The sequence below is a fragment of the Anaerococcus hydrogenalis DSM 7454 genome, assembly GCF_000173355.1.
GTDB classification, from domain to species: domain Bacteria; phylum Bacillota; class Clostridia; order Tissierellales; family Peptoniphilaceae; genus Anaerococcus; species Anaerococcus hydrogenalis.
In genome coordinates this window covers 50,400-73,454 of record NZ_ABXA01000049.1, presented here as the reverse complement: position 1 = coordinate 73,454, position 23,055 = coordinate 50,400, and the positions used below count along the sequence as shown (strand labels likewise).

General features: G+C 26.9%; 28 protein-coding genes, 3 tRNA genes and 1 pseudogene. 12 read left to right on the top strand and 20 right to left on the bottom strand.

The features are described 5' to 3' along the window. Positions 1-346 (top strand): annotated as a pseudogene (locus ANHYDRO_RS09215) (aspartate--ammonia ligase); the annotation flags it as partial. 233 nt (positions 347-579) lie between these two features. Here the strand turns inward: ANHYDRO_RS09215 and recQ are convergent. From recQ to ANHYDRO_RS09175, 8 genes are all read right to left on the bottom strand, one after another. Next, a complete protein-coding gene (recQ, locus tag ANHYDRO_RS09210) occupies positions 580-2,367 on the bottom strand; it encodes a DNA helicase RecQ (RefSeq protein WP_004815961.1) in 1,788 nt (595 codons plus the stop codon). A 44-nt stretch (positions 2,368-2,411) separates the two neighbouring features. Beyond that, positions 2,412-3,413, bottom strand: a complete 1,002-nt coding sequence (locus tag ANHYDRO_RS09205; protein WP_004815960.1) for a DUF4097 family beta strand repeat-containing protein — start codon at positions 3,411-3,413, stop codon at positions 2,412-2,414. A 49-nt stretch (positions 3,414-3,462) separates the two neighbouring features. Further along, a complete protein-coding gene (gene truA / locus ANHYDRO_RS09200) occupies positions 3,463-4,191 on the bottom strand; it encodes a tRNA pseudouridine(38-40) synthase TruA (RefSeq protein WP_004815959.1) in 729 nt (242 codons plus the stop codon). Continuing rightward, complete coding sequence (locus ANHYDRO_RS09195; RefSeq protein ID WP_004815958.1) at positions 4,188-4,982, bottom strand: energy-coupling factor transporter transmembrane component T family protein; 795 nt, start codon at positions 4,980-4,982, stop codon at positions 4,188-4,190. Before ANHYDRO_RS09195 ends, truA begins: the two co-directional genes overlap by 4 nt. Further along, positions 4,975-5,832 (bottom strand): energy-coupling factor transporter ATPase, encoded by an 858-nt coding sequence (locus tag ANHYDRO_RS09190; protein ID WP_004815957.1) that lies wholly within the window; start codon positions 5,830-5,832, stop codon positions 4,975-4,977. The genes ANHYDRO_RS09195 and ANHYDRO_RS09190 overlap by 8 nt, the downstream gene beginning before the upstream one ends. Continuing rightward, complete coding sequence (locus ANHYDRO_RS09185; protein ID WP_004815956.1) at positions 5,829-6,662, bottom strand: energy-coupling factor transporter ATPase; 834 nt, start codon at positions 6,660-6,662, stop codon at positions 5,829-5,831. Before ANHYDRO_RS09185 ends, ANHYDRO_RS09190 begins: the two co-directional genes overlap by 4 nt. 69 nt (positions 6,663-6,731) lie before the next feature. Continuing rightward, a complete protein-coding gene (locus tag ANHYDRO_RS09180; RefSeq protein WP_004815955.1) occupies positions 6,732-8,150 on the bottom strand; it encodes a L,D-transpeptidase family protein in 1,419 nt (472 codons plus the stop codon). Positions 8,151-8,194: 44 nt separating this feature from the next. Then, the gene (locus tag ANHYDRO_RS09175; RefSeq protein ID WP_004815954.1) at positions 8,195-9,319 is read right to left on the bottom strand and encodes a THUMP domain-containing class I SAM-dependent RNA methyltransferase; all 1,125 of its coding nucleotides are present in this window, start codon (positions 9,317-9,319) and stop codon (positions 8,195-8,197) included. Positions 9,320-9,430: 111 nt separating this feature from the next. Between ANHYDRO_RS09175 and ANHYDRO_RS09170 the strand changes: the two genes are divergently transcribed. The 5 genes from ANHYDRO_RS09170 to ANHYDRO_RS09155 all read left to right on the top strand — a co-directional run bounded on the left by ANHYDRO_RS09170 (position 9,431) and on the right by ANHYDRO_RS09155 (position 12,345). Continuing rightward, positions 9,431-9,790, top strand: a complete 360-nt coding sequence (locus ANHYDRO_RS09170) for a desulfoferrodoxin family protein (RefSeq protein ID WP_004815953.1) — start codon at positions 9,431-9,433, stop codon at positions 9,788-9,790. Positions 9,791-9,963: 173 nt separating this feature from the next. Beyond that, positions 9,964-10,656 (top strand): VanR-ABDEGLN family response regulator transcription factor, encoded by a 693-nt coding sequence (gene vanR, locus ANHYDRO_RS09165; protein ID WP_039914575.1) that lies wholly within the window; start codon positions 9,964-9,966, stop codon positions 10,654-10,656. Further along, positions 10,643-11,350 (top strand): sensor histidine kinase, encoded by a 708-nt coding sequence (locus ANHYDRO_RS09160; RefSeq protein ID WP_004815951.1) that lies wholly within the window; start codon positions 10,643-10,645, stop codon positions 11,348-11,350. Before vanR ends, ANHYDRO_RS09160 begins: the two co-directional genes overlap by 14 nt. After that, a complete protein-coding gene (locus ANHYDRO_RS11010) occupies positions 11,325-11,714 on the top strand; it encodes an ATP-binding protein (RefSeq protein ID WP_004815950.1) in 390 nt (129 codons plus the stop codon). The genes ANHYDRO_RS09160 and ANHYDRO_RS11010 overlap by 26 nt, the downstream gene beginning before the upstream one ends. Before the next feature lie 139 nt (positions 11,715-11,853). After that, complete coding sequence (locus ANHYDRO_RS09155; RefSeq protein ID WP_004815949.1) at positions 11,854-12,345, top strand: hypothetical protein; 492 nt, start codon at positions 11,854-11,856, stop codon at positions 12,343-12,345. 123 nt (positions 12,346-12,468) lie between these two features. Here ANHYDRO_RS09155 and ANHYDRO_RS09150 read toward each other — a convergent pair whose 3' ends face one another. Then, positions 12,469-13,323 (bottom strand): DegV family protein, encoded by an 855-nt coding sequence (locus ANHYDRO_RS09150; RefSeq protein ID WP_004815948.1) that lies wholly within the window; start codon positions 13,321-13,323, stop codon positions 12,469-12,471. A gap of 4 nt (positions 13,324-13,327) precedes the next feature. Continuing rightward, the gene (locus tag ANHYDRO_RS09145) at positions 13,328-14,101 is read right to left on the bottom strand and encodes an MBL fold metallo-hydrolase (protein ID WP_004815947.1); all 774 of its coding nucleotides are present in this window, start codon (positions 14,099-14,101) and stop codon (positions 13,328-13,330) included. Between the two features lie 102 nt (positions 14,102-14,203). Between ANHYDRO_RS09145 and ANHYDRO_RS09140 the strand changes: the two genes are divergently transcribed. Together ANHYDRO_RS09140 and ANHYDRO_RS11005 are read left to right on the top strand one after the other, a co-directional pair. Next, a complete protein-coding gene (locus tag ANHYDRO_RS09140) occupies positions 14,204-14,680 on the top strand; it encodes a YbaK/EbsC family protein (RefSeq protein WP_004815946.1) in 477 nt (158 codons plus the stop codon). Positions 14,681-15,113: 433 nt separating this feature from the next. Further along, on the top strand, positions 15,114-15,371 hold the full coding sequence (locus ANHYDRO_RS11005) for a hypothetical protein (protein WP_004815945.1): 258 nt from the start codon (positions 15,114-15,116) through the stop codon (positions 15,369-15,371). Between the two features lie 4 nt (positions 15,372-15,375). Here the strand turns inward: ANHYDRO_RS11005 and ANHYDRO_RS09130 are convergent, their stop codons facing one another. From ANHYDRO_RS09130 to ANHYDRO_RS09100, 8 genes are all read right to left on the bottom strand, one after another. Continuing rightward, positions 15,376-16,287, bottom strand: coding sequence for a DMT family transporter (locus ANHYDRO_RS09130; RefSeq protein ID WP_004815944.1), 912 nt, complete (start codon positions 16,285-16,287; stop codon positions 15,376-15,378). 7 nt (positions 16,288-16,294) lie between these two features. Then, positions 16,295-16,456: a DegV family protein gene (locus ANHYDRO_RS11295; protein ID WP_262359351.1), complete on the bottom strand. Its 162-nt coding sequence runs from the start codon at positions 16,454-16,456 to the stop codon at positions 16,295-16,297. Positions 16,457-16,466: 10 nt separating this feature from the next. Then, positions 16,467-17,162 (bottom strand): DegV family protein, encoded by a 696-nt coding sequence (locus ANHYDRO_RS09125; protein WP_004815943.1) that lies wholly within the window; start codon positions 17,160-17,162, stop codon positions 16,467-16,469. Between the two features lie 8 nt (positions 17,163-17,170). Next, positions 17,171-18,469: a histidine--tRNA ligase gene (gene hisS / locus ANHYDRO_RS09120; RefSeq protein WP_004815942.1), complete on the bottom strand. Its 1,299-nt coding sequence runs from the start codon at positions 18,467-18,469 to the stop codon at positions 17,171-17,173. A gap of 13 nt (positions 18,470-18,482) precedes the next feature. Then, positions 18,483-19,160 (bottom strand): DUF6873 family GME fold protein, encoded by a 678-nt coding sequence (locus ANHYDRO_RS09115; protein ID WP_004815941.1) that lies wholly within the window; start codon positions 19,158-19,160, stop codon positions 18,483-18,485. Positions 19,161-19,209: 49 nt separating this feature from the next. Then, positions 19,210-19,283: transfer RNA gene (locus ANHYDRO_RS09110), tRNA-Cys, on the bottom strand. Between the two features lie 4 nt (positions 19,284-19,287). Then, positions 19,288-19,362, bottom strand: a tRNA-Gly gene (locus ANHYDRO_RS09105). Between the two features lie 7 nt (positions 19,363-19,369). Further along, positions 19,370-19,445 (bottom strand) — tRNA-Phe (locus ANHYDRO_RS09100). Between the two features lie 320 nt (positions 19,446-19,765). Here ANHYDRO_RS09100 and ANHYDRO_RS09095 point away from each other — a divergent pair. Beyond that, positions 19,766-20,053: a VOC family protein gene (locus tag ANHYDRO_RS09095; RefSeq protein ID WP_004815940.1), complete on the top strand. Its 288-nt coding sequence runs from the start codon at positions 19,766-19,768 to the stop codon at positions 20,051-20,053. A gap of 148 nt (positions 20,054-20,201) precedes the next feature. Here the strand turns inward: ANHYDRO_RS09095 and rlmH are convergent, their stop codons facing one another. Together rlmH and trmB are read right to left on the bottom strand one after the other, a co-directional pair. Next, positions 20,202-20,684 (bottom strand): 23S rRNA (pseudouridine(1915)-N(3))-methyltransferase RlmH, encoded by a 483-nt coding sequence (gene rlmH, locus ANHYDRO_RS09090; protein ID WP_004815939.1) that lies wholly within the window; start codon positions 20,682-20,684, stop codon positions 20,202-20,204. Beyond that, positions 20,681-21,313, bottom strand: a complete 633-nt coding sequence (gene trmB, locus ANHYDRO_RS09085; RefSeq protein ID WP_004815938.1) for a tRNA (guanosine(46)-N7)-methyltransferase TrmB — start codon at positions 21,311-21,313, stop codon at positions 20,681-20,683. The genes rlmH and trmB overlap by 4 nt, the downstream gene beginning before the upstream one ends. Positions 21,314-21,495: 182 nt before the next feature. On the opposite strand from trmB, the gene ANHYDRO_RS09080 reads away from it, so the two are divergent. From ANHYDRO_RS09080 to ANHYDRO_RS09070, 3 genes are read left to right on the top strand one after another with little or no spacing between them, the layout of a single operon-like run. Then, a complete protein-coding gene (locus ANHYDRO_RS09080) occupies positions 21,496-21,825 on the top strand; it encodes a PadR family transcriptional regulator (RefSeq protein ID WP_004815937.1) in 330 nt (109 codons plus the stop codon). A 2-nt stretch (positions 21,826-21,827) separates the two neighbouring features. Further along, on the top strand, positions 21,828-22,409 hold the full coding sequence (locus tag ANHYDRO_RS09075) for an HAAS signaling domain-containing protein (protein ID WP_004815936.1): 582 nt from the start codon (positions 21,828-21,830) through the stop codon (positions 22,407-22,409). Further along, positions 22,399-23,043 (top strand): alpha/beta fold hydrolase, encoded by a 645-nt coding sequence (locus ANHYDRO_RS09070; RefSeq protein WP_004815935.1) that lies wholly within the window; start codon positions 22,399-22,401, stop codon positions 23,041-23,043. Before ANHYDRO_RS09075 ends, ANHYDRO_RS09070 begins: the two co-directional genes overlap by 11 nt. The last annotated feature ends 12 nt before the right edge of the window (positions 23,044-23,055 follow it).

Below are 23,055 nucleotides of genomic sequence, written 5' to 3'. Positions count from 1 at the left end.
TGGCAAGGTTCATGATATGAGAGCTCCTGACTATGACGATTGGAACTTAAATGGAGATATTTTAGTTTATAATCCAGTTTTAGATGACCAATTAGAATTATCATCAATGGGAATAAGAGTAGATGCAAAAACTTTAAAAGAACAATTAAAAATTGCTGATTGTGAAGAAAGATTAAAGTTTAAATATCATAATATGCTTATAAATAACAAACTTCCACAAACAGTAGGTGGTGGAATTGGTCAATCAAGACTTTGTATGTTCTTTTTACAAAAAGCTCATATAGGAGAAGTTCAAGTATCATATTGGCCAGATGAAATGAGAGAAGAATTAAAGAAAAATCAGTAAATTTATTATAATTTCATATAAAAAAGGACTTTAATAAGTCCTCAGAGCGTAGACAAAGTATGAAATTAGATAATATTTATTTGAAATAAAATAAAGCTAAGAACCATCTCGACTAAGTGAGTGAAACGAACGCATGGAGAGATCTCATGAGATTTCTCCGCTCGTTACACTCGGTCGAAATGGGAAAATTTTTAGTTTATCAACAGCCTGAAAGGACTTTAATAAGTCCTTTTTTATTGGTCAAATTCTTTAATTTCTTCTATAAAAATTTCCCCATATTGTTTTAATTTTTTATCCCCAACGCCTTTTATTTTTAAAAAGTCCTTTTTATTTTTAGGCTTTAATCTTGCCATATCTATCAAAGACGCATCAGAAAAAACTATAAATGGTGGTATATTTCTTTTTCTTGAAATATCTAACCTTAATTTTTTCAAATTATTAAACAAATCACTATCATAGGGCATATTTGAATTGAATTTATCAATTTTTTCTTTTGTATTTTCTTCTTTTAAATTTCTAATATAAACTTTCTTTTTAGAAAACAAGACATCTTTTGATTTTTCATTTAATTTTAAAATAGGATAATTTAGACCAGAAACTTTTATATAGCCATCAGCTACTAATACCCCTATCAAATCTTTAATATATTTAGAAGATTTATCTTTCATTATTCCAAATGTAGAAATACTTTTTAGATTTTTTTCTTTAGAATTTTTATTGTTTGATCCTTTCAAACAATCTACAATGGTAGACGTTCCATACCTTTGATCAAGCCTATATATACAAGATAAGATTTTTTGACTATCAATACTGGCATCAATTTTTTCATAATCATCCAGGCAGTTAGAACAATTATTACAAGTTTCTTTAGCTTCTTGACCAAAATATTCTAAAATAAAGGCTCTCAAACACTGGTTAGTATTTACATAATTTATAATAGTTTGTAATTTTTCAAGTTTTACCAATTGATAATTTCTATTTTGAGACTGGGAAATCAAATATTTATTTACAACTATATCTTGTCCTGAATATAATAAAATCGCATCAGATTTTTCCCCATCTCTTCCTGCCCTGCCTGCTTCTTGATAATATGATTCCATATCCTTTGGCATATTCATATGAATTACATATCTTACATCAGACTTATCTATTCCCATCCCAAAGGCATTTGTAGCCACAATTATATTTTTCCTATCATAAATAAAATCTTCTTGATTTTTCTTTTTTTCCTTATCCGATAAGCCTGCATGGTAATAAGTTACCTTATAAGATAATTTTTTTAAATATTTATAGCAACTTTCAACTCTTTTACGGGTGGATGCATAAATTATTCCAGACATATCTTTTTTATTTTTAAGATAAGTAGAAATAAATCCTAATTTATCTTTAGGTTTTTTAACTTCAAAAAAAAGATTTTCCCTATCAAAACCCGTAACTTTTACAAAAGGATTATCTAATTTTAAATTTTTAATGATATCTTCTCTAACAGATGATGTAGCAGTAGCTGTAAAGGCTGCTATTTGAATTTTTCTATCAAATAAATCATATATTTGAGGAATTATCTTATATGATGGTCTAAAATCATGTCCCCATTGAGAAATACAATGAGCCTCATCAACTGCTATGAAAGAAATATTAAGGTCTTTGATAAAGTTAATAAAAAATTCATTTTCTAATCTTTCAGGTGAAATATATAAAATTTTAATTTTATTATTCTTAATTTCTCTTAAAGTTTTTGTGTAAGTTTCTATATCTTGACTAGAATTAATAAAAGCTGCATCAATTCCATTTTCAATTAAAGAATCAACTTGATCTTTCATAAGAGAAATTAATGGAGAAATTACCAAACAAATCCCATCTTTTATTAAAGCAGGAAGTTGGTAGCAAATTGATTTTCCTCCACCTGTTGGAAGAACTCCAAGTACATCTTTTCCATCCAAAATATTTTCAATTAATTCCTCTTGCCCCTTTCTAAATGAATCATATCCAAAATATTTTTTTAAATTTTCTAAAATATCCATATATCTCCTAATTTAACTTAAAAAAAATAATTAAGCTTAAAAACTTAATTATTTTTTGTATTATCATTTTCTTTATTTATATTAGAATCTGTATCTAAGGGTGTAGACAAATCATTACTATTTTCATTAGGTGATGTTACAAAATCTTCATCTTTCATGACTGAACCCTCACCCTTGTTTATCAAAATATCTCCAATTTTTGTTTTCATATTTAAACTTTTGTTTTTATCTTTTCCTGTAGAATATCCATCTAAAATATTTCTATAAGAAACATTTCCCAAAACAAAATTACCAACATTCAACTTAGCATTTATATTAAAAGACTTTATCGAATCTTTTGTAGAGATTTCTATATCCCCATTTTCATTTTCTAAATTTTGATCTGCCTTTAATTTACTATCTTTTAAAATAATGTTTCCAACCCTAGTCTTTAAGTTTGTATCTTTAATTTCAGAATTTTTAAATAAAATAGATCCAACATCATTTGTAACAGAGCCAGTAATTTTTGACTTATTAAAACTGATATTTCCACTTTCTAAATTAAGATCCATATCCTTACAATTTAAATCGGAAATTTTTATATCTCCAGCTCCAACTCTTCCCTTTATGCTTTCGATAGCTTTATTTTTTGGTAAAAATATTCTAACTATTTGAATCTTATTTTTCATATAAAGTTCTTTTCCCTTAATATCAGATGATAACTTTAAATTTCCATCCTTAAATTTTGTCTTAACTTCATATGAATAATCATCCCTGTACAAATTTGTATACTCTACATAAGGATTAGTTGAAGATTTTTGAATCCTAACATCACAAGTATTCAAATCAAAATCTATTGACTTTAAATCATCAAGGTCAACTCTCATAATTTTTGAAGAATTATAAGAGTTTTCATTTATTTCCTTAGATGACTTTCCATAATTATTGGAAAAGTCAATATTTTTAGACAAAAAGAAAATTAAGGCTAAAATGATAAGGGCAAAAACCCCTATGCCTATTTGCTTTTTATCAAGTTTAAAGCTATTATTTTTTTTATTTTTACTCATTTAACTCTCCCATAATAACTAACTTTCAAATTTTCTATAATCAATGCTATCAAGATAAAGCCCACCAGCTTTTAAGGTAGGATTTGCTCTTTTTTTTATTATTTTTATCAAAGTAAAATTTAAAATCATCCAGACTAATTTTCCCACGACTAAGCTCTATCAAAGAACCAGCCATAATTCTAACCTGGTTATGAAGAAAACTTTCTGCCTTAAAATATAAAAATAAGATATTATTATCTAAAATATAATAGCAATCATCAATTTTTCTTATAGTATTTATTATATCATTTTTTTCACTTAGCATAAAGGCTCTAAAATCATGCTCTCCCTTTAAAATCTCCATCCCTTGTTTAAGCTTATCAAAATCTAATTTATAAGTAATTTGCTCCATATAATTTCTATAGATGGGATGAAGAATCTTCTCAAGCGATATGACATACTTATAAGTTTTTGTTTTTACAGAAAATCTTGCGTGAAAATTTTTATCAACTTTTTTTGATGATAAGGCTAAAATATCTGCAGGTAAATATTTTTTTAAATGAAAATGAAATTTGTCGGCCCTAATATCCTTAGCCGTAAGAAAATTTACATACATTTCATTAGCGTGAACCCCACTATCAGTTCTTCCGCTAGCAATAATCCTATTTTTTTCACCTGTAACTTTTCTAATAGCTTCTTCCAATTCTTTTTGAACGGTTCTTTTATCTTTTTGAATTTGAAATCCTTCAAATAAAGACCCATCATACTGGATCTTTAATAAAATATTTTGAATACTCATATAAAAAATTTAACAATAACTATAAGACAAAATAAAGAAAATAAAATCAAAACAAGGTAATCTATTTTGGTCATTATTATTTCATTCAGTCTAGTTCTTTCTCTTCCAATCCTATAAAGTCTTGCTTCCATAGCAGTTGCCAAGTCATCACTTCTTTTAAAAGAATTTATAAAAAGTGGAACCAAAAGAGGAATCATATTTTTTGCCCTATTTATAATATTTCCAGACTCAAAATCTGCACCTCTTGCCATTTGTGCCATTTTTATTCTTTGAGCTTCTTCAAATAAAGTTGGAATAAATCTCAAAGAAATTGAAACCATCATGGCAAGCTCTCCCGCTGGAAAACCAAATCTTTTAAATGGGGAAAATAATTTTTCTAATCCATCAGTAAGCTCCATTGGAGATGTTGTAAAAGTTAAAACTGAAGTTGAAACAACTATCATAATAATTCTTACAAACATAAATATGGTTTTATAAAGCCCTTCATAAGTTGCAGTTAAAGAAAAAATTGTAAAAAGTGTCCTACCACTTGTTGTAAATAAATTTATAAGTCCTGTGATTAATAAAATCCAAACCAAAGGTTTTATACTTTTTATAAGTGATTTTACAGGAATTTTTCCTACACTTATCATTACAATCAATAATATAAAAAATGGAATGTACCCTACAAAAGTTTGTACAAAAAATATGGTAATTATAAAAAGTAAAGATGCTATTAATTTAACCCTTGGATCTAATCTATGAATAAAAGTATCATAAGCTAGATACTGACCTATTGCTATATTACTCATTTTTAGCCTCCAAATATTTTTTTAATTCACTAACGGCATCTTCTACTGTATATATATCATCTCTGACATTTTCACCCTTTTCTTTTAAGGCCTTCATAAATTTAGTAACTTGTGGAATATCAAGACCTATTGATAAAAGATCTGTTTTTGTAAAGGTATCATAGGTTGACTTATCAGAAAAAACTTGGCCCTTATTCATCACAATTACCCTATCTACATATTTGGCTACATCCTCCATAGAATGGGAAACTAAAACAATTGTTAATTCTGGATCTTCATCATATAATTTTAAAATTTCTCCAAAAATTTTATCCCTTCCTTTAGGGTCAAGTCCAGCCGTTAATTCATCCAAAACCAAAACTTTTGGATTCATAGAAATAATTCCACAAACTGCAACTCTTCTTTGTTGGCCCCCTGATAATTCAAAAGGTGACTTCTCGGCTATTGTTTCATAATCAAGACCAACAGCAGCCATAGAGTTTTTTACTCTCTTTTCTATTTCATCATCATCAAGACCCATATTTTTTGGACCAAAGGCAATATCTTTTCTAACCGTCTCTTCAAACAACTGATTTTCAGGATATTGAAAAACTAGGCCTACCTTAAATCTAATATCTCTTCTTGTACTTTTTTCTTTTGTATTAACTCCGTCAACCAAAACATCTCCATTTGTCGGAATCAAAAGTCCATTCAAAAGTTGAACAAGAGTTGATTTTCCAGATCCCGTTTGTCCTATAAGTCCTATAATTTCATGTTTATTTATTTCTAAATTTACATTTTTTAGAGCATAATTTTTTTCTTCATTTTCCTCATTATAAATATAATCAACATTTTTTAATTCTATTTTCATATAAGCTCCAAAAATTCTTCTATATTTAATGGTAATTTTTCAAAATTATATCCATCTTTTTCTAACTCATAGGCAATTTCTGTTACTTGAGGAACAGTAAGTCCTAAATCCTTCATCTCTTTTACCTTCGAAAAAACTTCTCTAGCGCTTCCCTGCATTGCTACTTGCCCCTTATTTAAAACAATTATCCTATCAGCAAGGGCTGCTTCTTCCATATAATGAGTTATATGAACAACTGTCTTTTTATATTTTTTATTTAAAGTTTGAATTATATCCATAACATCACTTCTTCCTTGAGGATCGAGCATTGCTGTTGGCTCATCAAAAATTATACAGTCTGATAACATAGCAATTACTCCAGCTATGGAAACTCTTTGCTTTTGTCCACCAGAAAGCTCAGATGGTGATCTTTTTACAAAATTTTCCATTCCTACTAACTTTATTGCCTCATCAACTCTTTGTCTTAGTTCAGGATTTTTTACTTGTAAATTTTCAGGTCCAAATGCTACTTCATCTTCTACAGTTGTTGCAACCATCTGATTATCCGGATTTTGAAATACCATGGAACATTTTTCCCTTATATCCCATATTTTTTCTTCATCCTTTGTATTCATTCCACTTATCCAAATATCTCCACTAGTTGGAAAAATTTGCCCGTTTAATAGTTTTGCAAGAGTTGATTTTCCAGAACCATTATGGCCTAAAATAGCAACAAATTCACCCTTATTTATTGACATAGACAAATCATTTAAGGCATTTGTATATTCTATATTTTCATTTTCATCTGAATCATTTTTATAAGAAAAATTTAAATTCTCAATCTTAATCAATTTTTCTTCCTTTCAATTTTTATAGACATAAAAAGTGACTATCTAAAAATAGATAGCACTTTTTTAAAATTAATATAACATATTTGGTGAATTGTTTGTTGAAGATTCATATACAACGACTGGTGTATTGATTTCAACTAATTCAAATAATTTTGCTGCTTGACTAGGAGGCATATTTAAGCAACCGTGTGATCCATTATTAATATAAATATTTCCACCAAATGAAGATCTCCAATACGCATCGTGGAATCCTTCTCCATCCCATCCTATTGGCATCCAATAATGTACTGGAGTTTCATAATCACTACCGTCAAAGTCTTTTCCCTTTAATTTTGAATTTCTATCTTTTGACAATATTGATCCTACTCCTTTATTAGTTAAAGCATTTTCTGATAACCTTCCTGTAACAATATCTGATGATATTAAAAGCTCTCCATCTTTATAGTACCACATATGTTGTCTAGATAAGTCTACTTCAACATAAGTATCCTTTAAATCTGTTCCATTTTCATATCTATTAAGGCCTACTTTATCATAAATCGGTTCAATTTCCTTTGATTTTCGTTTGCTGAATGCTTCTAATATAGCCTTAGCAGTTTCTTTTTCATTTAATTTGAATCCATATACTCCAGGATTAACTACAATCTCTCCGATATCTGTAGCATTAAATTTTCTTTCTTTACCATAAGTATTGGTTTCTTTTGCTATTTTTGCAACGTAACCTGACAATTTTTCATAATCTAATGTCAACTGTCCATTTTGAAATTCAATCATATCTGCTAATGTTTCGCCTTCAATTTTTTTATCAAAGCCATTTATATTAAACTTATAAGATAATTTTAAAGCTTCATTTGCATCTTTTAATGCTTTTTGAAGATTTTTATCTTTTGCAAAAACCTTAGGACGTTCATAGAATGATTCGTCCATGTCTATATCAGCATTTCTAGTTTTTATAGCACTAATTGCTTCTTTTTTTAATTTATTATATTTAACCTTGTTTCCTTCAACTTCTTCTTTTATTTTAAATTCTTTTCCATCAAATTCTAATTTTGCATCCTTAGGTTCAACAACTTTTTTCATAAATTGAGAATTTTTTAATATTTCATCTAACTTATCTTCGTCGTAATTAACCTTATAATCAAATTCAAAATCTTCCTTTGTTATAAAACTTATTGGCCATTTTAAAGGATTTTGATCAAGACTTGCACCTTTTGGAATATTTGCCTTGTAGTCCACATCTTTAGAATTAAATGATAAGTTTTTATCATCTAAGCCCTTAATTTTTATATCAAAGTCTCCAACACTATCACCAATTACCGATTCTTTTGGTGCAAATGAAACATTTTTTCCATTTACATGAGTATTTGGTAGGGTGATAAAAGTAAATAATACTGTTCCTATTATATATATGCCTAAAACAATACCACCAATGGTTAAAATTCTCTTAGTAGCCTTGCTATTTGTATCTTTATTGCTAATAATACGCACCTCCTAATTGCTGTAATTATAGTACCACTAAATGATACATTTATCTATCTTTTTTGGTTTTTTCCAAAATATTGGTACAAGTCTACCTTTTCTCCTCCATTATATAATTTTCTTTTTTTAGAAACTTTTCTTCTTATATTTTTATCAATTTTTTCATCTGAAGAAATTATAAACATTGACCAGGTATTTAAATTTTTAAATTTATCATCAATCATCTTTGAAATTTTTTCCTTATCAAATCTTGATAATCTTTCACCGTAAGGTGGATTCGATATAAAAATGCCAAAATTATCTTTTAAATTTATTTCTCTAAAATCCTTGTTTAAAAAAGTAATATCTTCATAGACACCGGCATTTAAGGCATTATTTTTTGCAAGCTTAATTGCATTTTTTGATATGTCCGACCCTAATAAGTTTATTTTTTTATCATAGTTAATTTTTTGATAGGCTTCTTTTTTTATTTTTTCAAACCTTTTTTTATCGTAAAATTTAAATGAAGTAAAGTCAAAATCCCTATCAAGGCCTGGGGCTATATTTCTTTCTTTTCTTGCAGCCTCTATTAGTATTGTTCCTGATCCACAAAATCCATCAAATAAAAACCTATCATCCTTATAAAAGGATAAATCAACTAAGGCTGCTGCTAAATTTTCTCTTAAAGGAGCTTTTACACTACCTTCTCTATATCCTCTTTTATGAAGGCCATCTCCTGATGTATCAAGACAAAGTGAAACTATATTTTTTTCAAGCATTACTTCAATTTGTACTCTTGATCCACTTTTTTTGAATGTAGAAATTTTATATTTTCTTTTTAATGAATTAATAATTGCTTTTTCACTAATTGATTGGATTGATGGAATGGAAAATAATTTAGATTTGTAAGCTCTTGCATTTACAATAAAATTATCATCAATATTTAAATAGTCGAACCAGTCAATTTTGTTTATATTTTCAAATAATTGTTCAAATGTTTTTGCTTCAAATGATGCAATTTCTAAAAATACCCTATCAGCCTCTCTTAGATTTAAATTTAAGTATCCTATATCATCAAGATTTCCCTTTAAAATAATTTTTCCATTTAAAACTTCAAAATCTTCATATCCTTCTTCTATTAATTGTCTTTTTATTAAGCTTTCTAAACCAAAGCTTGTGGTAATAATTATTTTTTCCATAGCACTGTTATTATATCAAATTAAGAAATATAAAAAAACTTAAATTGCTTTTGTTATTTTTTATTTTCTATGGGTATCATTAATATGTAAGTAATAAATTAGGAGGATTTTATGTTATTAACACAAACAGTTCAATCAGGCGATTGGAAAAATGAAAAACACGTACCAGAATTAGAATATAAAGAACTTGGTGAAGGCAAATATGAAGTTTCTGCTTTTGTTGGAAAAGAAATTGCCCATCCAAATACTTTAGAACACCATATTGCATGGATTAAAGTTTTCTTTGTTCCAGAAGGTGGAAAATTACCAGTAGAAGTTGCTAATTATAATTTCTCAGCTCATGGTGAAAGCGAAATTTACTCTACACCAAAGGCTATTGGTGAATTTAAATCTGATAAAAAAGGTACTTTATTTGCACTAAGCTATTGTAATATTCACGGACTTTGGGAAAATTCTTTAGAAATTAAATAGAATTTTTATTAAAGATTTTTATTAAAAAGGGTCGTTGCAAGGATATGAATAAATATCATCTCATTTTCTATAATGAAGAGATAATTTATTCATTCTGCAACAGCCCTTTTTTTTTTGCCAATTAATGATATAATATTTTTAAGAAATTAAATCAAAATTTTAAGGTGAAAAAAATGAATGACAAAATAATTATTGTTGATGATGAAAAAGAGATAGCAGATTTATTAGAATTATACTTAACCAATGATGGATTTTCTGTTTCTAAAGCTTTTAATGCAAAGGATGCACTGGACTTGGTAGAATCTGAAAATTTCGATTTGATGATTTTGGATATAATGCTTGAAGATATGGACGGATTTTCTGTTTGTAAAAAAATCCGAGAGAAGCATTATTTCCCAATCATTATGTTGACTTCAAGAATAGATTCAAATGATAAAATACTTGGACTTACAATGGGAGCAGATGATTATATAACTAAGCCTTTTAACCCTTTGGAAGTTATTGCAAGAGTAAAAACTCAGCTTAGACGCTCACAAAAATACAATAAGACTGAAAAGATACAAGATAATGAAACGTATGATATAAGAGGTTTATTGATAGATAAAAAAAGTCATAAATGTTTTTTGTATGATAAGCAAATCCAACTTACACCCATAGAATTTGAGATAATTTGGTATTTGTGTAAAAATCAAGGCAAGGTTGTTTCATCTGAAGAGCTTTTTGAAAATATTTGGAAGGAAAAATATCTTGATAATAACAATACTGTAATGGCTCATATTGGAAGGATTAGGGATAAAATGAATGATTCTGGCAGAAATCCAAAATTTATAAAAACTGTTTGGGGCGTTGGGTATGAAATCGAATAATCGCCTTCTAAATTCAGTTTTTAAAAATTATCTAAAAAAATGTTTTATCATAACAATTTTTGTTGCGATTCTTGCTTGTATCCTTATTCCTATAATTAATAATTACATTTATAATAATTTTGAAAATGCCTATATGTTCTACAGATCCTTATATTTGTTATTTCCAACAATAATTATATGGGCACTATTGATAATGTTAGAAACATATAAATTATTTAAGAAATTGGTCAGTTACGTTGATGAATTACAAGAAGCAACAAACAAACTTTTTGACAAAGATAATACTTACATTCACCTATCTGATGAATTGTCAGAAATTTCCACTAAAATTAATAAATTAAAAATGCAGTCAATAGAAAATGAACGACTAGCTAATGAAAATAGAAGGCAAAAAAATGATTTGATAATGAATTTAGCTCATGATTTGAAAACACCACTAGCATCAATTATTGGATATTTGGAGTTGTTAAATGGGAATATTTATTTAGATGATGAGCAAAGAAAAAAATTTTTAGGTATTGCTCTTAGAAAATCCAAACAGCTATCGGATTTGATTAATGAATTTTTTGAGATAACAAAATATAATTTATCAAAAATAAAAATAAATTATTCTAGGACAAATCTCACTATGATGTTAGAGCAGCTTGTTTTTGAATTTAAACCAATGTTTGAAGAAAAAAAATCTAACTTGTAAAGTTAAGGCAGAAAAAAATGTAATGATAAGCTGTGATGTAAATAAAATTTCTCGTGTTTTCGATAATTTGCTCCGTAATGCTTGTCTATATTCTTTTGAAAATAGTGAAATTCATATAGATTTGAATGTAAAAGAAGAAAATGTAGAGATAATTTTCGAAAATAAATCTGAAAATATTGAGGAAGATAAATTATCAAAAATTTTTGAACAATTCTATCGCCTAGATTTTTCAAGAAATTCAAAAGCTGGCTCAGGTCTTGGTCTTGCTATTGCAAAAGAGATAGTACTCTTACATAAGGGGGAAATTAGTGCTAAAAGCAAGGACAATTGTGTCAAGTTTTGTGTGATTCTTCCTAAAAAATAAAAAGCAGGAAAAAAATAGGAATTTGCATGGGAATCTTTAAGAAATTATCATAAAAAACAAATAAACTAGCTTATAAACCAAGTTATAATAATCTTACAGTTAAGAAAACTTAGCTAAATTATTTTAAAAGGAGATTTTTATGAAATTAAGTTTAAAAAAAGTTCTTAGTTTTTTGTTTGTAATGGTATTAATGGTTGGATTTTCATCTTGTAAAAAGTCTAGTGCAACGTCAAATTCAGAAAATGGTGCAAAAGATTTTGTAAAATATGATGATATTCAAAAAGAATTCAAAGAAACAGTTAATAAATTAAATTGGCCAGAAGGATACAAGGCTCCTGAAAAATTAGACGATGATGTAAACGCTGTTTATCAAGAAGGCTATGGAGATACCTTGGCATCAAATTATTGGGAATGCGCATGGCAAGAAGAATGGTTAAAAAATTACAAAAATAATCCAAAAAGAGCACAAAAAGCAATTGAAGAATTAGAAAAAGCTTTAAATATGAGATATTTAAGTAAAGAATGTTGTGATGATGCCACAAGAAAATTTTTCAAAGATAGACTAGATAAGGCAAAAGCAAATGACCCATCTGGTTTTGAAGAAAATTTAAAATTAAATGACCCAAGATAAAAAATAAAATATTTTATAATGGTTGTTTTATAAACAAAAAAGGATTCAAGCAAAAATATTGCTTAAATCCTTTTTTATTTGCTTATAAATATATAATTAAAAAATTAATATGGAACAATATATTTAATCAATTGGTAAAAATCCAAAGCCAAATAAACCCGGACCTGTATTTGCTCCAAGGCTTGGGGCTATTTGGGATGTTAAAAATAAGCTTGACTTATCTTTAAATTCTTTTAGTTTTTCTTCTAATATTTCTGATCCTTTTTTGTAGCCACCATTTGATATAATCATGTAATACTTATCTAGTTTTCCTAGATATTCATTTGCAAGTTTTTCCATTTCTTTTAAAACTTTTTTCTCTCCCCTACAAGTCTTTACTATATGATATTTTCCATCAAGAGGATCGCATACTACTATTGGTTTAATATTTAATAATTCTCCAACTTTTCCAAAGGCTTTTGGAACCCTACCACCTGCTATTATATATTTAAAGGTATCTATGGTAAAAAATATTTTTGATTCTTTTTTCTTATCCTCTACCATTTCAACTATTTCTTTAAATTCGTAACCTTTTTTTATTAAATCTTTAGTATATATTGCAAGAAGTCCTGATGTTAATGCTACTGATTGGGAATCTATTACTGCAATTTCCAATCCATCATATTCTATTTGTGAGCACAAATTATAAAAGCCTGTAAAGTTTTTTGATATGGTTATTATTATTAATTTTTCAAAACCATCATTTTTTATTTGATCAAACTTTTCTTTCAATTCGCCTGGGGATGGGATAGAAGTTTTTGGTAATTTTTCATTTTTTTCTATCCATTTATAAAAGTCTTCTGCTTTTAGTTCTTCTTGTTCTTTATAAAAATCTCCGTCCAAATTTACATAAAAGGGCATCAAATATATGCCAAATTCTTTGGATTTTTCTAAATCTATATCAGATCCAGTATCTACTAATACAGCTATTTTTTCCATTTACCTAATCCTTTATATCTACAATTATTTTTTGGCCAGAAGCTATTATTGGCCTAAATATAGTTTCTTTTAATACAATTTCCTTATTAAATTTTTGGCTGATTTTTTCATGGTCTCCACTGTGGAGTGGAAACATTAATTGAGGTCTTACATTATCAGCAAAAATTTTTGGACCCTTGTAATAATTATCCTTAAGCCTATAATCTACAGGGAAAAAGGCTATATCTATACTATATTTTTTAATTTTATCTACTTGTTCAATAAATGCATAATACTCTTTTTTAAGTGTTTTGTCATCATAATCATCCCAAGCCCAATAATTTAAATCCCCTGCATGAAAAATTGTTATTCCACAAATATCTAAAAGTATTGAAATCCCTTCATCAGTTGATCCAAAACTCTTGATTCTTATCTTATCATTTTTGATTTTTATTTCTTTTTCTTGGTCGGGATCTATCAAATATACATTTTTAGAATTGTATAAAGATTTTAACTGGTCGATTCCAAGCTTATTATTTTTTATATAAATAATATTATCATCATTTTCTAAATGAGCTATATCTGTTGATAAGATATAGGTGTAATTTTTCATATTAGGAATTTTTAAAATTTCTGATGTATAATGATCAGAATGTCCATGACTTGAGACAAATATAACTTTTTTATTTTCAGGAATATTTAAAACTCCCTTATAATAATCAAATATAATAAAATAATCCCCTATTTCAACGCTATAGCAAGAATGATATATATAAGTTATTATAATTTTTTCAATCATCAACTTTCTCCTAATTTCTTCTAAATTAAGTATACCCAAAATATCTTTATCTTAATGAATTTTTATTTTTTTCTGGTAATATAAAAAAAGAAGGGAGTTAATATGGGAAAGATTAAGACTAATGCTATGAGAATTTTGGAAAACAATAATGTCGATTATGAAGAAATTGAATATGACTTGGGTGGAGAATTTAAATCAGCAGTTGATGCTGGAAAAAAATCCCATGTAGACTTAAATATAATGTATAAAACCATAGCTACTATTTCAAAGGATAATGATATTATTATTTATTTACTTAGAAGCTATGATTCAATAGATATGAAAAAGGCTGCAAAAGTTGCAGGTGTCAAAAGTATTTCTATTCTTCCAACTAAAAACTTAAAATCAAAAGTTGGATATCAAAGAGGTGAAACAAGTCCTCTTGCAATGAAAAAAGATTATCCAGTATTTATTGATGATAGTGCAAAAGAACTTGATAAAATGATTGTATCTGGTGGAAAATGTGGAGTAAGTTTAAAGTTAAATCCAAAGGACTTGGCAAGAGTTGTTAATGCTAAGTTTGAAAATATAAGACAATGATTTTAAAAATTATTAAAAACAAAAAATTTATTCTTACCAATATAAGGATGTATTTGACCTAGATTTTAAATTAAAAAACAGAGATTTTTATAAATTAGAAAATACAAGTAAAGATGATAAGGTTATAATTAGCATTGAAAATGATAAAAATTTTGAAAGTCTGAGACTTATAGTTATTTTATCACCTATTTTTATTACAATTTTTGATAATTCCACATCTCTTGAATTTTTTAGGAAAAATTTAGATCAATCTAATTTTGAGTACGGCCTATACCCTAATTTTTTTCAAGATTTTTCAGAAAAATCTTATTTTGAATTTTATAAAAATCACAGTAAAAAAGAAGATATAATTTTAAATGAAAATAATAGGATTGATTTTACCATAAATCTTATAGAAGATAAATATATATTATCTTTAATAGCTCTTATTGAAGTGATTTTTTCAAAATATACAAGGAAAAATTTAATAAGCTATTTTAAAGAAATTAGAAATGATATTGTCATAAATGGAAGAAGGTCTATCCTTGCCAATGATATTTACGCCTTTTATTTATCAAAATATTTAGTAAATTGGGCCCTAGATTTAATGAAAATTGCAAGATATAAGGATAATGATAGATTTATTTATATAAATGAAATTTACAAATTAACAAACAATTTAAAAAGACCAATTTTAAAAGACTATGATTAATTAATCATAGTCTTTTTTTGTTTTTTCCCTTCATCAATACAAAAGAACCTAGTAAAACTAAAACAAGGCCCATAAATAATCTTAGGGTAAAAATTTCTCCTAAAATTATGACTGATAAGAGCGATCCAAAAATAGGAATAAATAATTTAAATACTCCAAATTGGTTGGCACTGTGGTTTTGTAAAACTATAGTCCAAATTGTAAATGATGTAGCTGTAATAAAAGCACCATAAAATAACATAATGATAGCTTTTAAATTTAAAATCACAGGATTTACCCACAAAAACCTACCAAAAATTATAAGTGGCAAGGACCCAAGTAAAAGTGCCATCCCATTTAATAAATAAGGATCAGATCCTTTTGAATATTTTCTTAATAAGACTGAAGCAAGGGCATTTATAAAGGTTGAAGTGAAAATAAATCCTTCCCCAGTTAATTTAAAACCATGTCCTAATTTTTGATTTGAATTTACCAAAATAATTCCTGATGTTCCAATAATTAAAGCAATAATTGTATTTGAAGAAATTTTATCTTCTGGAACTAAAAATAAGGAAATTATTACAATCATAAATGAATTTGATGCTTGTATAATTGAAGATTTTACCCCACTTATATTTGATAAACCTATATAATAGAAAAAATACTGTAGACAAGTTTGTAAAATCGCTAAAGTTATTACCAATTTTATATTTACATTTTTAATAGAAATTTTATTTTTTCCAAAAATTTTTGCATAAATAAAAGCCAAAATTCCAGCCATAAAAAATCTTACTCCTGCAACATAAACCTTAGCAAAAGTATCATAAGATTTAATATCTAAGACTAAATAAGTGGATTTAATTAGGGGGATTGCACTCCCCCATAAAAACATTGCTATTAAAGAAAAAATCACTGCATTTTTTTTATTTTTAAGCATATTTCTCCTATCTTTTAACTCCAAAATATGACAAAGAATACATTCCTGGACCAACATGAGAACCAATCAAAGATCCAATTGGAGCAAGGCTTACTTTTGCATTTGGAAATTTTTCTTCAACCATTTCCTTTAATTTTTTTGCATTTTCATCATAATATGCATAGCCAATTAGAACTTGGTCAGATAGGTCTGGATTCCAATTTTTTTTGAAAATTTTTAAATAAAACTTTTATAGCTCTCTTTGTTCCTCTTTCAAGTTTTAAAACTTCAAGTGAACCCTCATCTGTAATGTGTATAACTGGTTTTACTTTTAAAAAATTTCCTATATCTGCACTAGTTTTGGAAATTCTTCCGCCCTTATATAAATATTTAAGGCTTTCAACACCAAATTGAGAAACCATATATTTTGAATTTTCCTTAATAAAAGAATCTATTTGGTCTATATCTTTTCCTTCTTCTTGCATTTTTACAATAATTTGGCACAAAAGTCCTGCACCAGTTGATGCTTGTTTTGGATCATATATATATATTTTTCTATCAGGGTATTTTTTTTCTAAAATTTCCTTTGCTCTTTGAGCATTTTTAAAAGTTCCTGATAAAGAATCACTTAAACCTATATAAAAAATATCTTGACCATCTTCTAAAGCTTCTTCAAAATATTTTTCAAAAGAAGCTAGGTTAACTTGGCTTGTTGATACATTTTTATCATCTAGCATAAATTCATAATATTTATTTAAATTTTCTAAATCTGTACCTATAATTTCATAAACTTCATCTTCCATGTTTGATTGCATGGGAACTATGGTGATATTTGATGACTTTATAAAATCGACATTCATATCGCTTGAGCCATCTGTAATTATTTTAAATGTCATAAATCTCCTTAAAGGTAATCACCTATATCTTCTATTTTTACGCTAACTTGATTACCATCTTCCATATTTTTTACAGAAACCATTTTGTTTTCATATTCTTCTTGACCAATAATTATAACTTTTTTTACACCAATTTTATCAGCATAATTAATTTTTTTCTTAAATTTCCCATCTTCAAGATAAATGTCAACCTTATAGCCCTTATTTTTCAAATCATTTCCTATATCTATGGCATAAAAATTTAATTTTTCATCCATTGGAATAATTAAACAATCTGTGAAATCTTCTCTGTATTTTTCTAAAAGTCCAAGCTCTTGTAATTGATAAAACAATCTAGTAAGTCCAATTGATAGGCCAACTCCTGGCAAATTTTGTTTTGAAAAATTTCCAGCCAAATTTTCATACCTTCCACCAGAACAAACACTACCGATAGATTCATATCCATCCAAAAATGTTTCATAAACTGTAGATGTATAATAATCAAGCCCACGAGTTATTGATAAATCAATCATAATAGACTCATCATCAATTCCAAATTTAACCATATAATCATAAACTTCTTTTAACTCTCTAAGTCCCAATTTATAATTATCATTTAAATCTAAACTTTCTAAATATTTTAAAAGTTCTTTATTATCTCTTTTATTGTTAATAAGCTCCATTAATTTTAAAGCCTTATCTTCTCCACAAAGCTCTGTCAAAAGTTCTTTAGTTTTTTCATCACCAATTTTTGCTTTTTTATCAATTGTCCTTAAAACTTCTTCCTTATCAGAAATTTCTATTGATTCAAAAAATCCATTCAATAATTTTCTATTATTAATGTGAAATTTTATTCCCTTAAAATCAAGTTTTTGGAAAATATCGTAAATTACCTTTGGCAAAAGGGCATCATTGTGGATTGATAAAGAATCATTTCCAATAATATCAATATCGCATTGGTAAAATTCCTTATATCTTCCCTTTTGATTTCTCTCTCCCCTATAAACTTTTCCTATTTGATATCTTTTGAAAGGAAAATTCAAATCAGAAAAATGTTCTGATACATATCTTGCAAGTGGCACAGTCAAATCAAATCTTAATGACATATCCTTTTTTGAAGAATAAATTCCAAAAATTTGCTTTTCTGTTTCCCCGCCCCCTTTGGCAAATAAAATATCATTTTTTTCTATAGCTGGGGTATCAATTGGTAAAAATTGATAAGATAAAAAAGTTTCTTCTATTATTTGTTTTATGTGATCAAAAACTAATTGGTCATCTGGTAAAAGTTCCATAACACCTGCAATGGTTTGTGGTTTTACTATATTCATTATAATCTCCTTATCATATCCATATTAAAGATCCAGTATCTATCAAATTAGTATCTGGATATAATAAATTTAAATTTTCTTTAACTACTATATTTTTAATTATATCATATGAATTTAATCTTTCTATATTTCCATTAAATAATAAGGTTTTCTCGTCAATCTTTCCAAAACATCCCCCCAAAAATCCTTGGTCAAATCCATCAAGGGGAATATTTTCTTCTTTTAATAAAGTAATAGGAAGAATATTTTTTAGTTTTTTAAAAATTCCCATATCACTTGTTAGAAGATTTTCATTAAAAACTAGCATAGAACACCTAGTATATCCTTGTTTAATAAATAAATGCTTAATGTTTTTTTGATCAAAATATAAGCTTATATTTTTTTCTGTAAAATTATTATGGATATAAAAATTTTTAAATCTTACTATATTATAAATAGCATCTAATGGATATTTAGATCCTACTTTCTCTCCCTTTATTAGATTTATATTTTTAAGATATTTTTTGTAATAATCATGGACGCTTTCATCAACTACTATATTTTTATCATCTAATTTAAAAAGAGAAAGATCTGGGTGATCTGAAATTCTTTTATCAAGATTGGGGTTATCAATTGTTTTTAAATATTTTATATTTTTATAGTCTAAAAAATCTGTAAATTCTTTTTTAGACTTGTGGCTTATAATTAACATAATTCTCCTTAAATTTAGGTACAAAAAAAGTCCTCAATGAGGACAAATTTGGAGGCGCCACCCAGATTTGAACTGGGGATAAAGGTGTTGCAGACCTCTGCCTTACCACTTGGCTATGGCGCCATATTGGAGCGGAAGACGGGATTCGAACCCGCGACCCTCGCCTTGGCAAGGCGATACTCTACCACTGAGCCACTTCCGCATTTTTCTGGTGCCCAGAGGCGGAATCGAACCACCGACACGGGGATTTTCAGTCCCCTGCTCTACCGACTGAGCTATCTGGGCAAACACTACTTTTATAGTATAAGATAAATTCTACTTCTTGTCAAATTTTTTTAATAATTTTAACAATAATTTAAATTCTTTTTCCAAATGATTGCAAAAAGAATTATACCTGATAAATTTATTTTAGCAAATTAAATAAAAATTTTTCAAAAAAAAGGGCCTTGCAAAAAATTAAATAGATTTGCAAAGCCCTGGTCACAAGATTGCGAAATTTCTTATCTATTATTTATATACCCTGTCTGAAATTTATCTTGTAAAATATTGGTAAAATTTATTTTTAAATTTTTGGGTATAAATTAATAGAGAGATTAGGAGGTATTATGAAATTTAGATCTATTCACACATGTATATATACAGATAATGATAAAGAAAGTATAAAATTTTATGAAGATGCATTAAATATGCACATAACCCGAAGAAAAGATTATGATGAAGATGAGTTTTCTTTAATTTATATGGCTACAGAAGATGGAGCTTATGAATTAGAATTAACTTTTAACCATGATGGTAGAAAATATGAACATGGATCTTATTATGGACATATGGCCTTTAAAACAAAAGAATTTGAAAAAGCCTATAATCTTCACAAAAAAAATGGGAATAGTTAGCCAAGAAATTGGCGGGCTTTCTGATGGATCTGATAAATTTTATTTTATAAAAGATCCTCAAGGTTTTTCTATTGAAATAATTGAAGAAAAATAATATTTGCTAGATAATTTATACTTTTATATAAAAATGGACCCTTTTGGGTCCATTTTATTTGTGATAAGGTTCATTATTAATTATTTTGTAGGCCCTATAAATTTGTTCAATAAGAATTAATCTCATCAATTTGTGGGGAAAGGTCATTTTTGAAAATGATAGTTTGAAATCTGCCCTATCACTTATTTTTTTTGATAGACCATTTGAGCCTCCAATTACAAAAACCAAGTCTTTTCCCATACCATAGGTCATTTGATCTTTTATTAATTTTGAAAATTTTTCCGAGGATAGGCTTTTTCCTTCAATTTCAAGACTTATAATATAGGAATTTTCTTTAATCTTTTTTAAAATCCTATCAGCTTCCCTATCTTTCACTATATCTAGTTCTTTTTTCGATAAATTTTCTGGTGCCTTTTCATCATTTACTTCAAATATTTTTAATTTCACATAAGGTTTTAATCTTTTTTCATATTCTGCTATTGCATCTTTGAAATATTTTTCTTTGATTTTTCCTACACTTACTATTGAAATATTCATTTGTTAAATCTCGCTTTTATATAGTAAATTGGCATATTTTTATTCCTAAATTTTCTTTCGTACTCACTAATATATGAACTTTTTTCTTCTGATATATTTTTTTCTTTTTCTATTATATCCATAGAAAAATCTTCAAAATAAGTTAAGGAAGCCTCGAATAATTCTTGGTTATCAGTTTTTAGCTCAAGGATAGACTTATCTTTTACTATATTTTTATACCTATTTAAAAACCTTTCATGACTTAATCTTCTTTTATGATGGCGTCTTTTTGGCCAAGGAGTTGAAAAATTCAAATAAATTCTTGAAATTTCGTCATTTTCAAAAATTTCCTCTAATTTTTCTGCATCTGCAATAAGGCCCCTTACATTTTTTAGTTCATTTTCTTTTATCTTTCTACTAGCAACAACAAAGGCATTAGTATTTACTTCAAGGCCTATAAAGTTTATATTAGGATTATCTTTGGCAATTTCTACCAAAAAATCTCCCCTGCCAGATCCAATTTCTAAATATATATCATTATCATTTCCAAAAATCTCTTTCCACATACCCTTATTTTCTTTTCCATCAAAAAATACTTGAGGATTTTCTTTCATTTCTGGAATTGCATTTTCTTTAAATCTTAATCTCATCTTTTATCCTTTCTTTTAAGTATTAGTTTACAAAATTTTAAAAATAAAAACAAGAAAAGCGTGATATCCAATTTATAAAAATTAAAAATCAAAATTTTATAAATTTCACTCCCTATTGACAACACAATACAATGTTGTACAATTTATATAGGTTAACACAGGTTGATTAGAAAGGACTTTTTATGAATGCAGAATGGATTTCACAAATAAAACGTGGAACTTTAGAATTTGCAATTCTAATTTTAATTAAGAAAAAAGACAGGTATGGATATGATTTAATTCAGACTCTTGAAAAATATCCAATGTTACAAACGAAAGAAAGTACAGTTTACCCTCTTCTTAGAAGGCTTTTAAAAAATAATTATTTAGAAGCTTATTGGAAAAATATGGAAGAAGGAACTCCACCAAGAAAATATTATATGCTTACAGAGCTTGGAAGTTCTTATTTAAAAACTTTAGAAAAAGATTGGTTAGTCCTAGTGGAAAATATTTCAAATCTTAGAGAGGAATAAAAATGAAAAATAATAAAATCGACGATAATTTAGAAAAATATTTGTCACAAGTAGATAAAAATTTAAAATATATGTCAATTTCAGAAAAAACTGACATATTGAGTGAACTTAAAAATTCATTTTATGAAAGACTTAATAATGGACAAAGTTCTGAGTACATAATATCTCAAATGGAAAGTCCAAAAGATTTAGCCTTTTCTTATATGGGTGATAGTATTGTGAAAAGTAAAGATTTTTCCTTTAAAAATTTACTTATGGCTATAGGATTTTACTCATATGCTTCATTAGCTTGGATTTCTTTAATACCAACTCTTGCAATACTTTCTATTTCCTTTTTCTTCTCCAGTGGTATAAGCGTCTTAGCAGGAGTAATGGGACTTTTTAAAGGGATAATTCACATTAAACCAATTGATGAAATGAAATTTATATTTTTTGGATTTGAATTAAAAGGATTTTTAGCCTTAATTGCAGGTCTTATTTTAGCCTTATTATTTTTTATAATCGGCATTTTATTTTGGAAAGCTACAATTGCAACGATTAAATTTTTGCAAAATAGAAAATGGAAATTAAAATATGCAAAATGACAAGGTGAAAATATTATTTTTGCATGGACTTGGACAAAATAAAGAATCTTTTGATAAGACTATAGAAAATATTAATTTTAAAGATATTGAAAATATTGATTTAATTCCAAATTATAGTAAAGATTTAACTTTTTTTGACATAGCAGATATGTTAGAAAATAAAATTAAAGATATAAAAAAAACAGTAATTATTTGTGGTATAAGCCTTGGTGCTATTTTAGCTATGGAATTATATTTTAGAAATCCAGAAAAAATAGCTGGCTTAATTCTAATTGCCCCTCAATATAAGATGCCAAAAATAATTATAAATTTCCAAAATTTTATTTTTAAAATTATGCCAGAAAAATTTTTCAAAAAAACAAAAATATCAAAAAATAATATGATTTCTATAGCCTCATCAATTAAAAACCTGGATTATAGAAAGAAAATAAAGAAAATTTCTACAGATGTTTTTATAATTTGTGGAAAAAAAGATAGGGCAAATTTAAAAGCATCAAAATCATTAAATAAGTTAATTCCAAATTCAAATTTATTCTTAATTCCAAATTCTCGCCATGAAGTTAATATTGATGCACCAAAAGAGCTTTCTTATATAATAAATTTATCTTATGTAAATTTTCAAAAAAAATACTAGAAATTAGCTTAA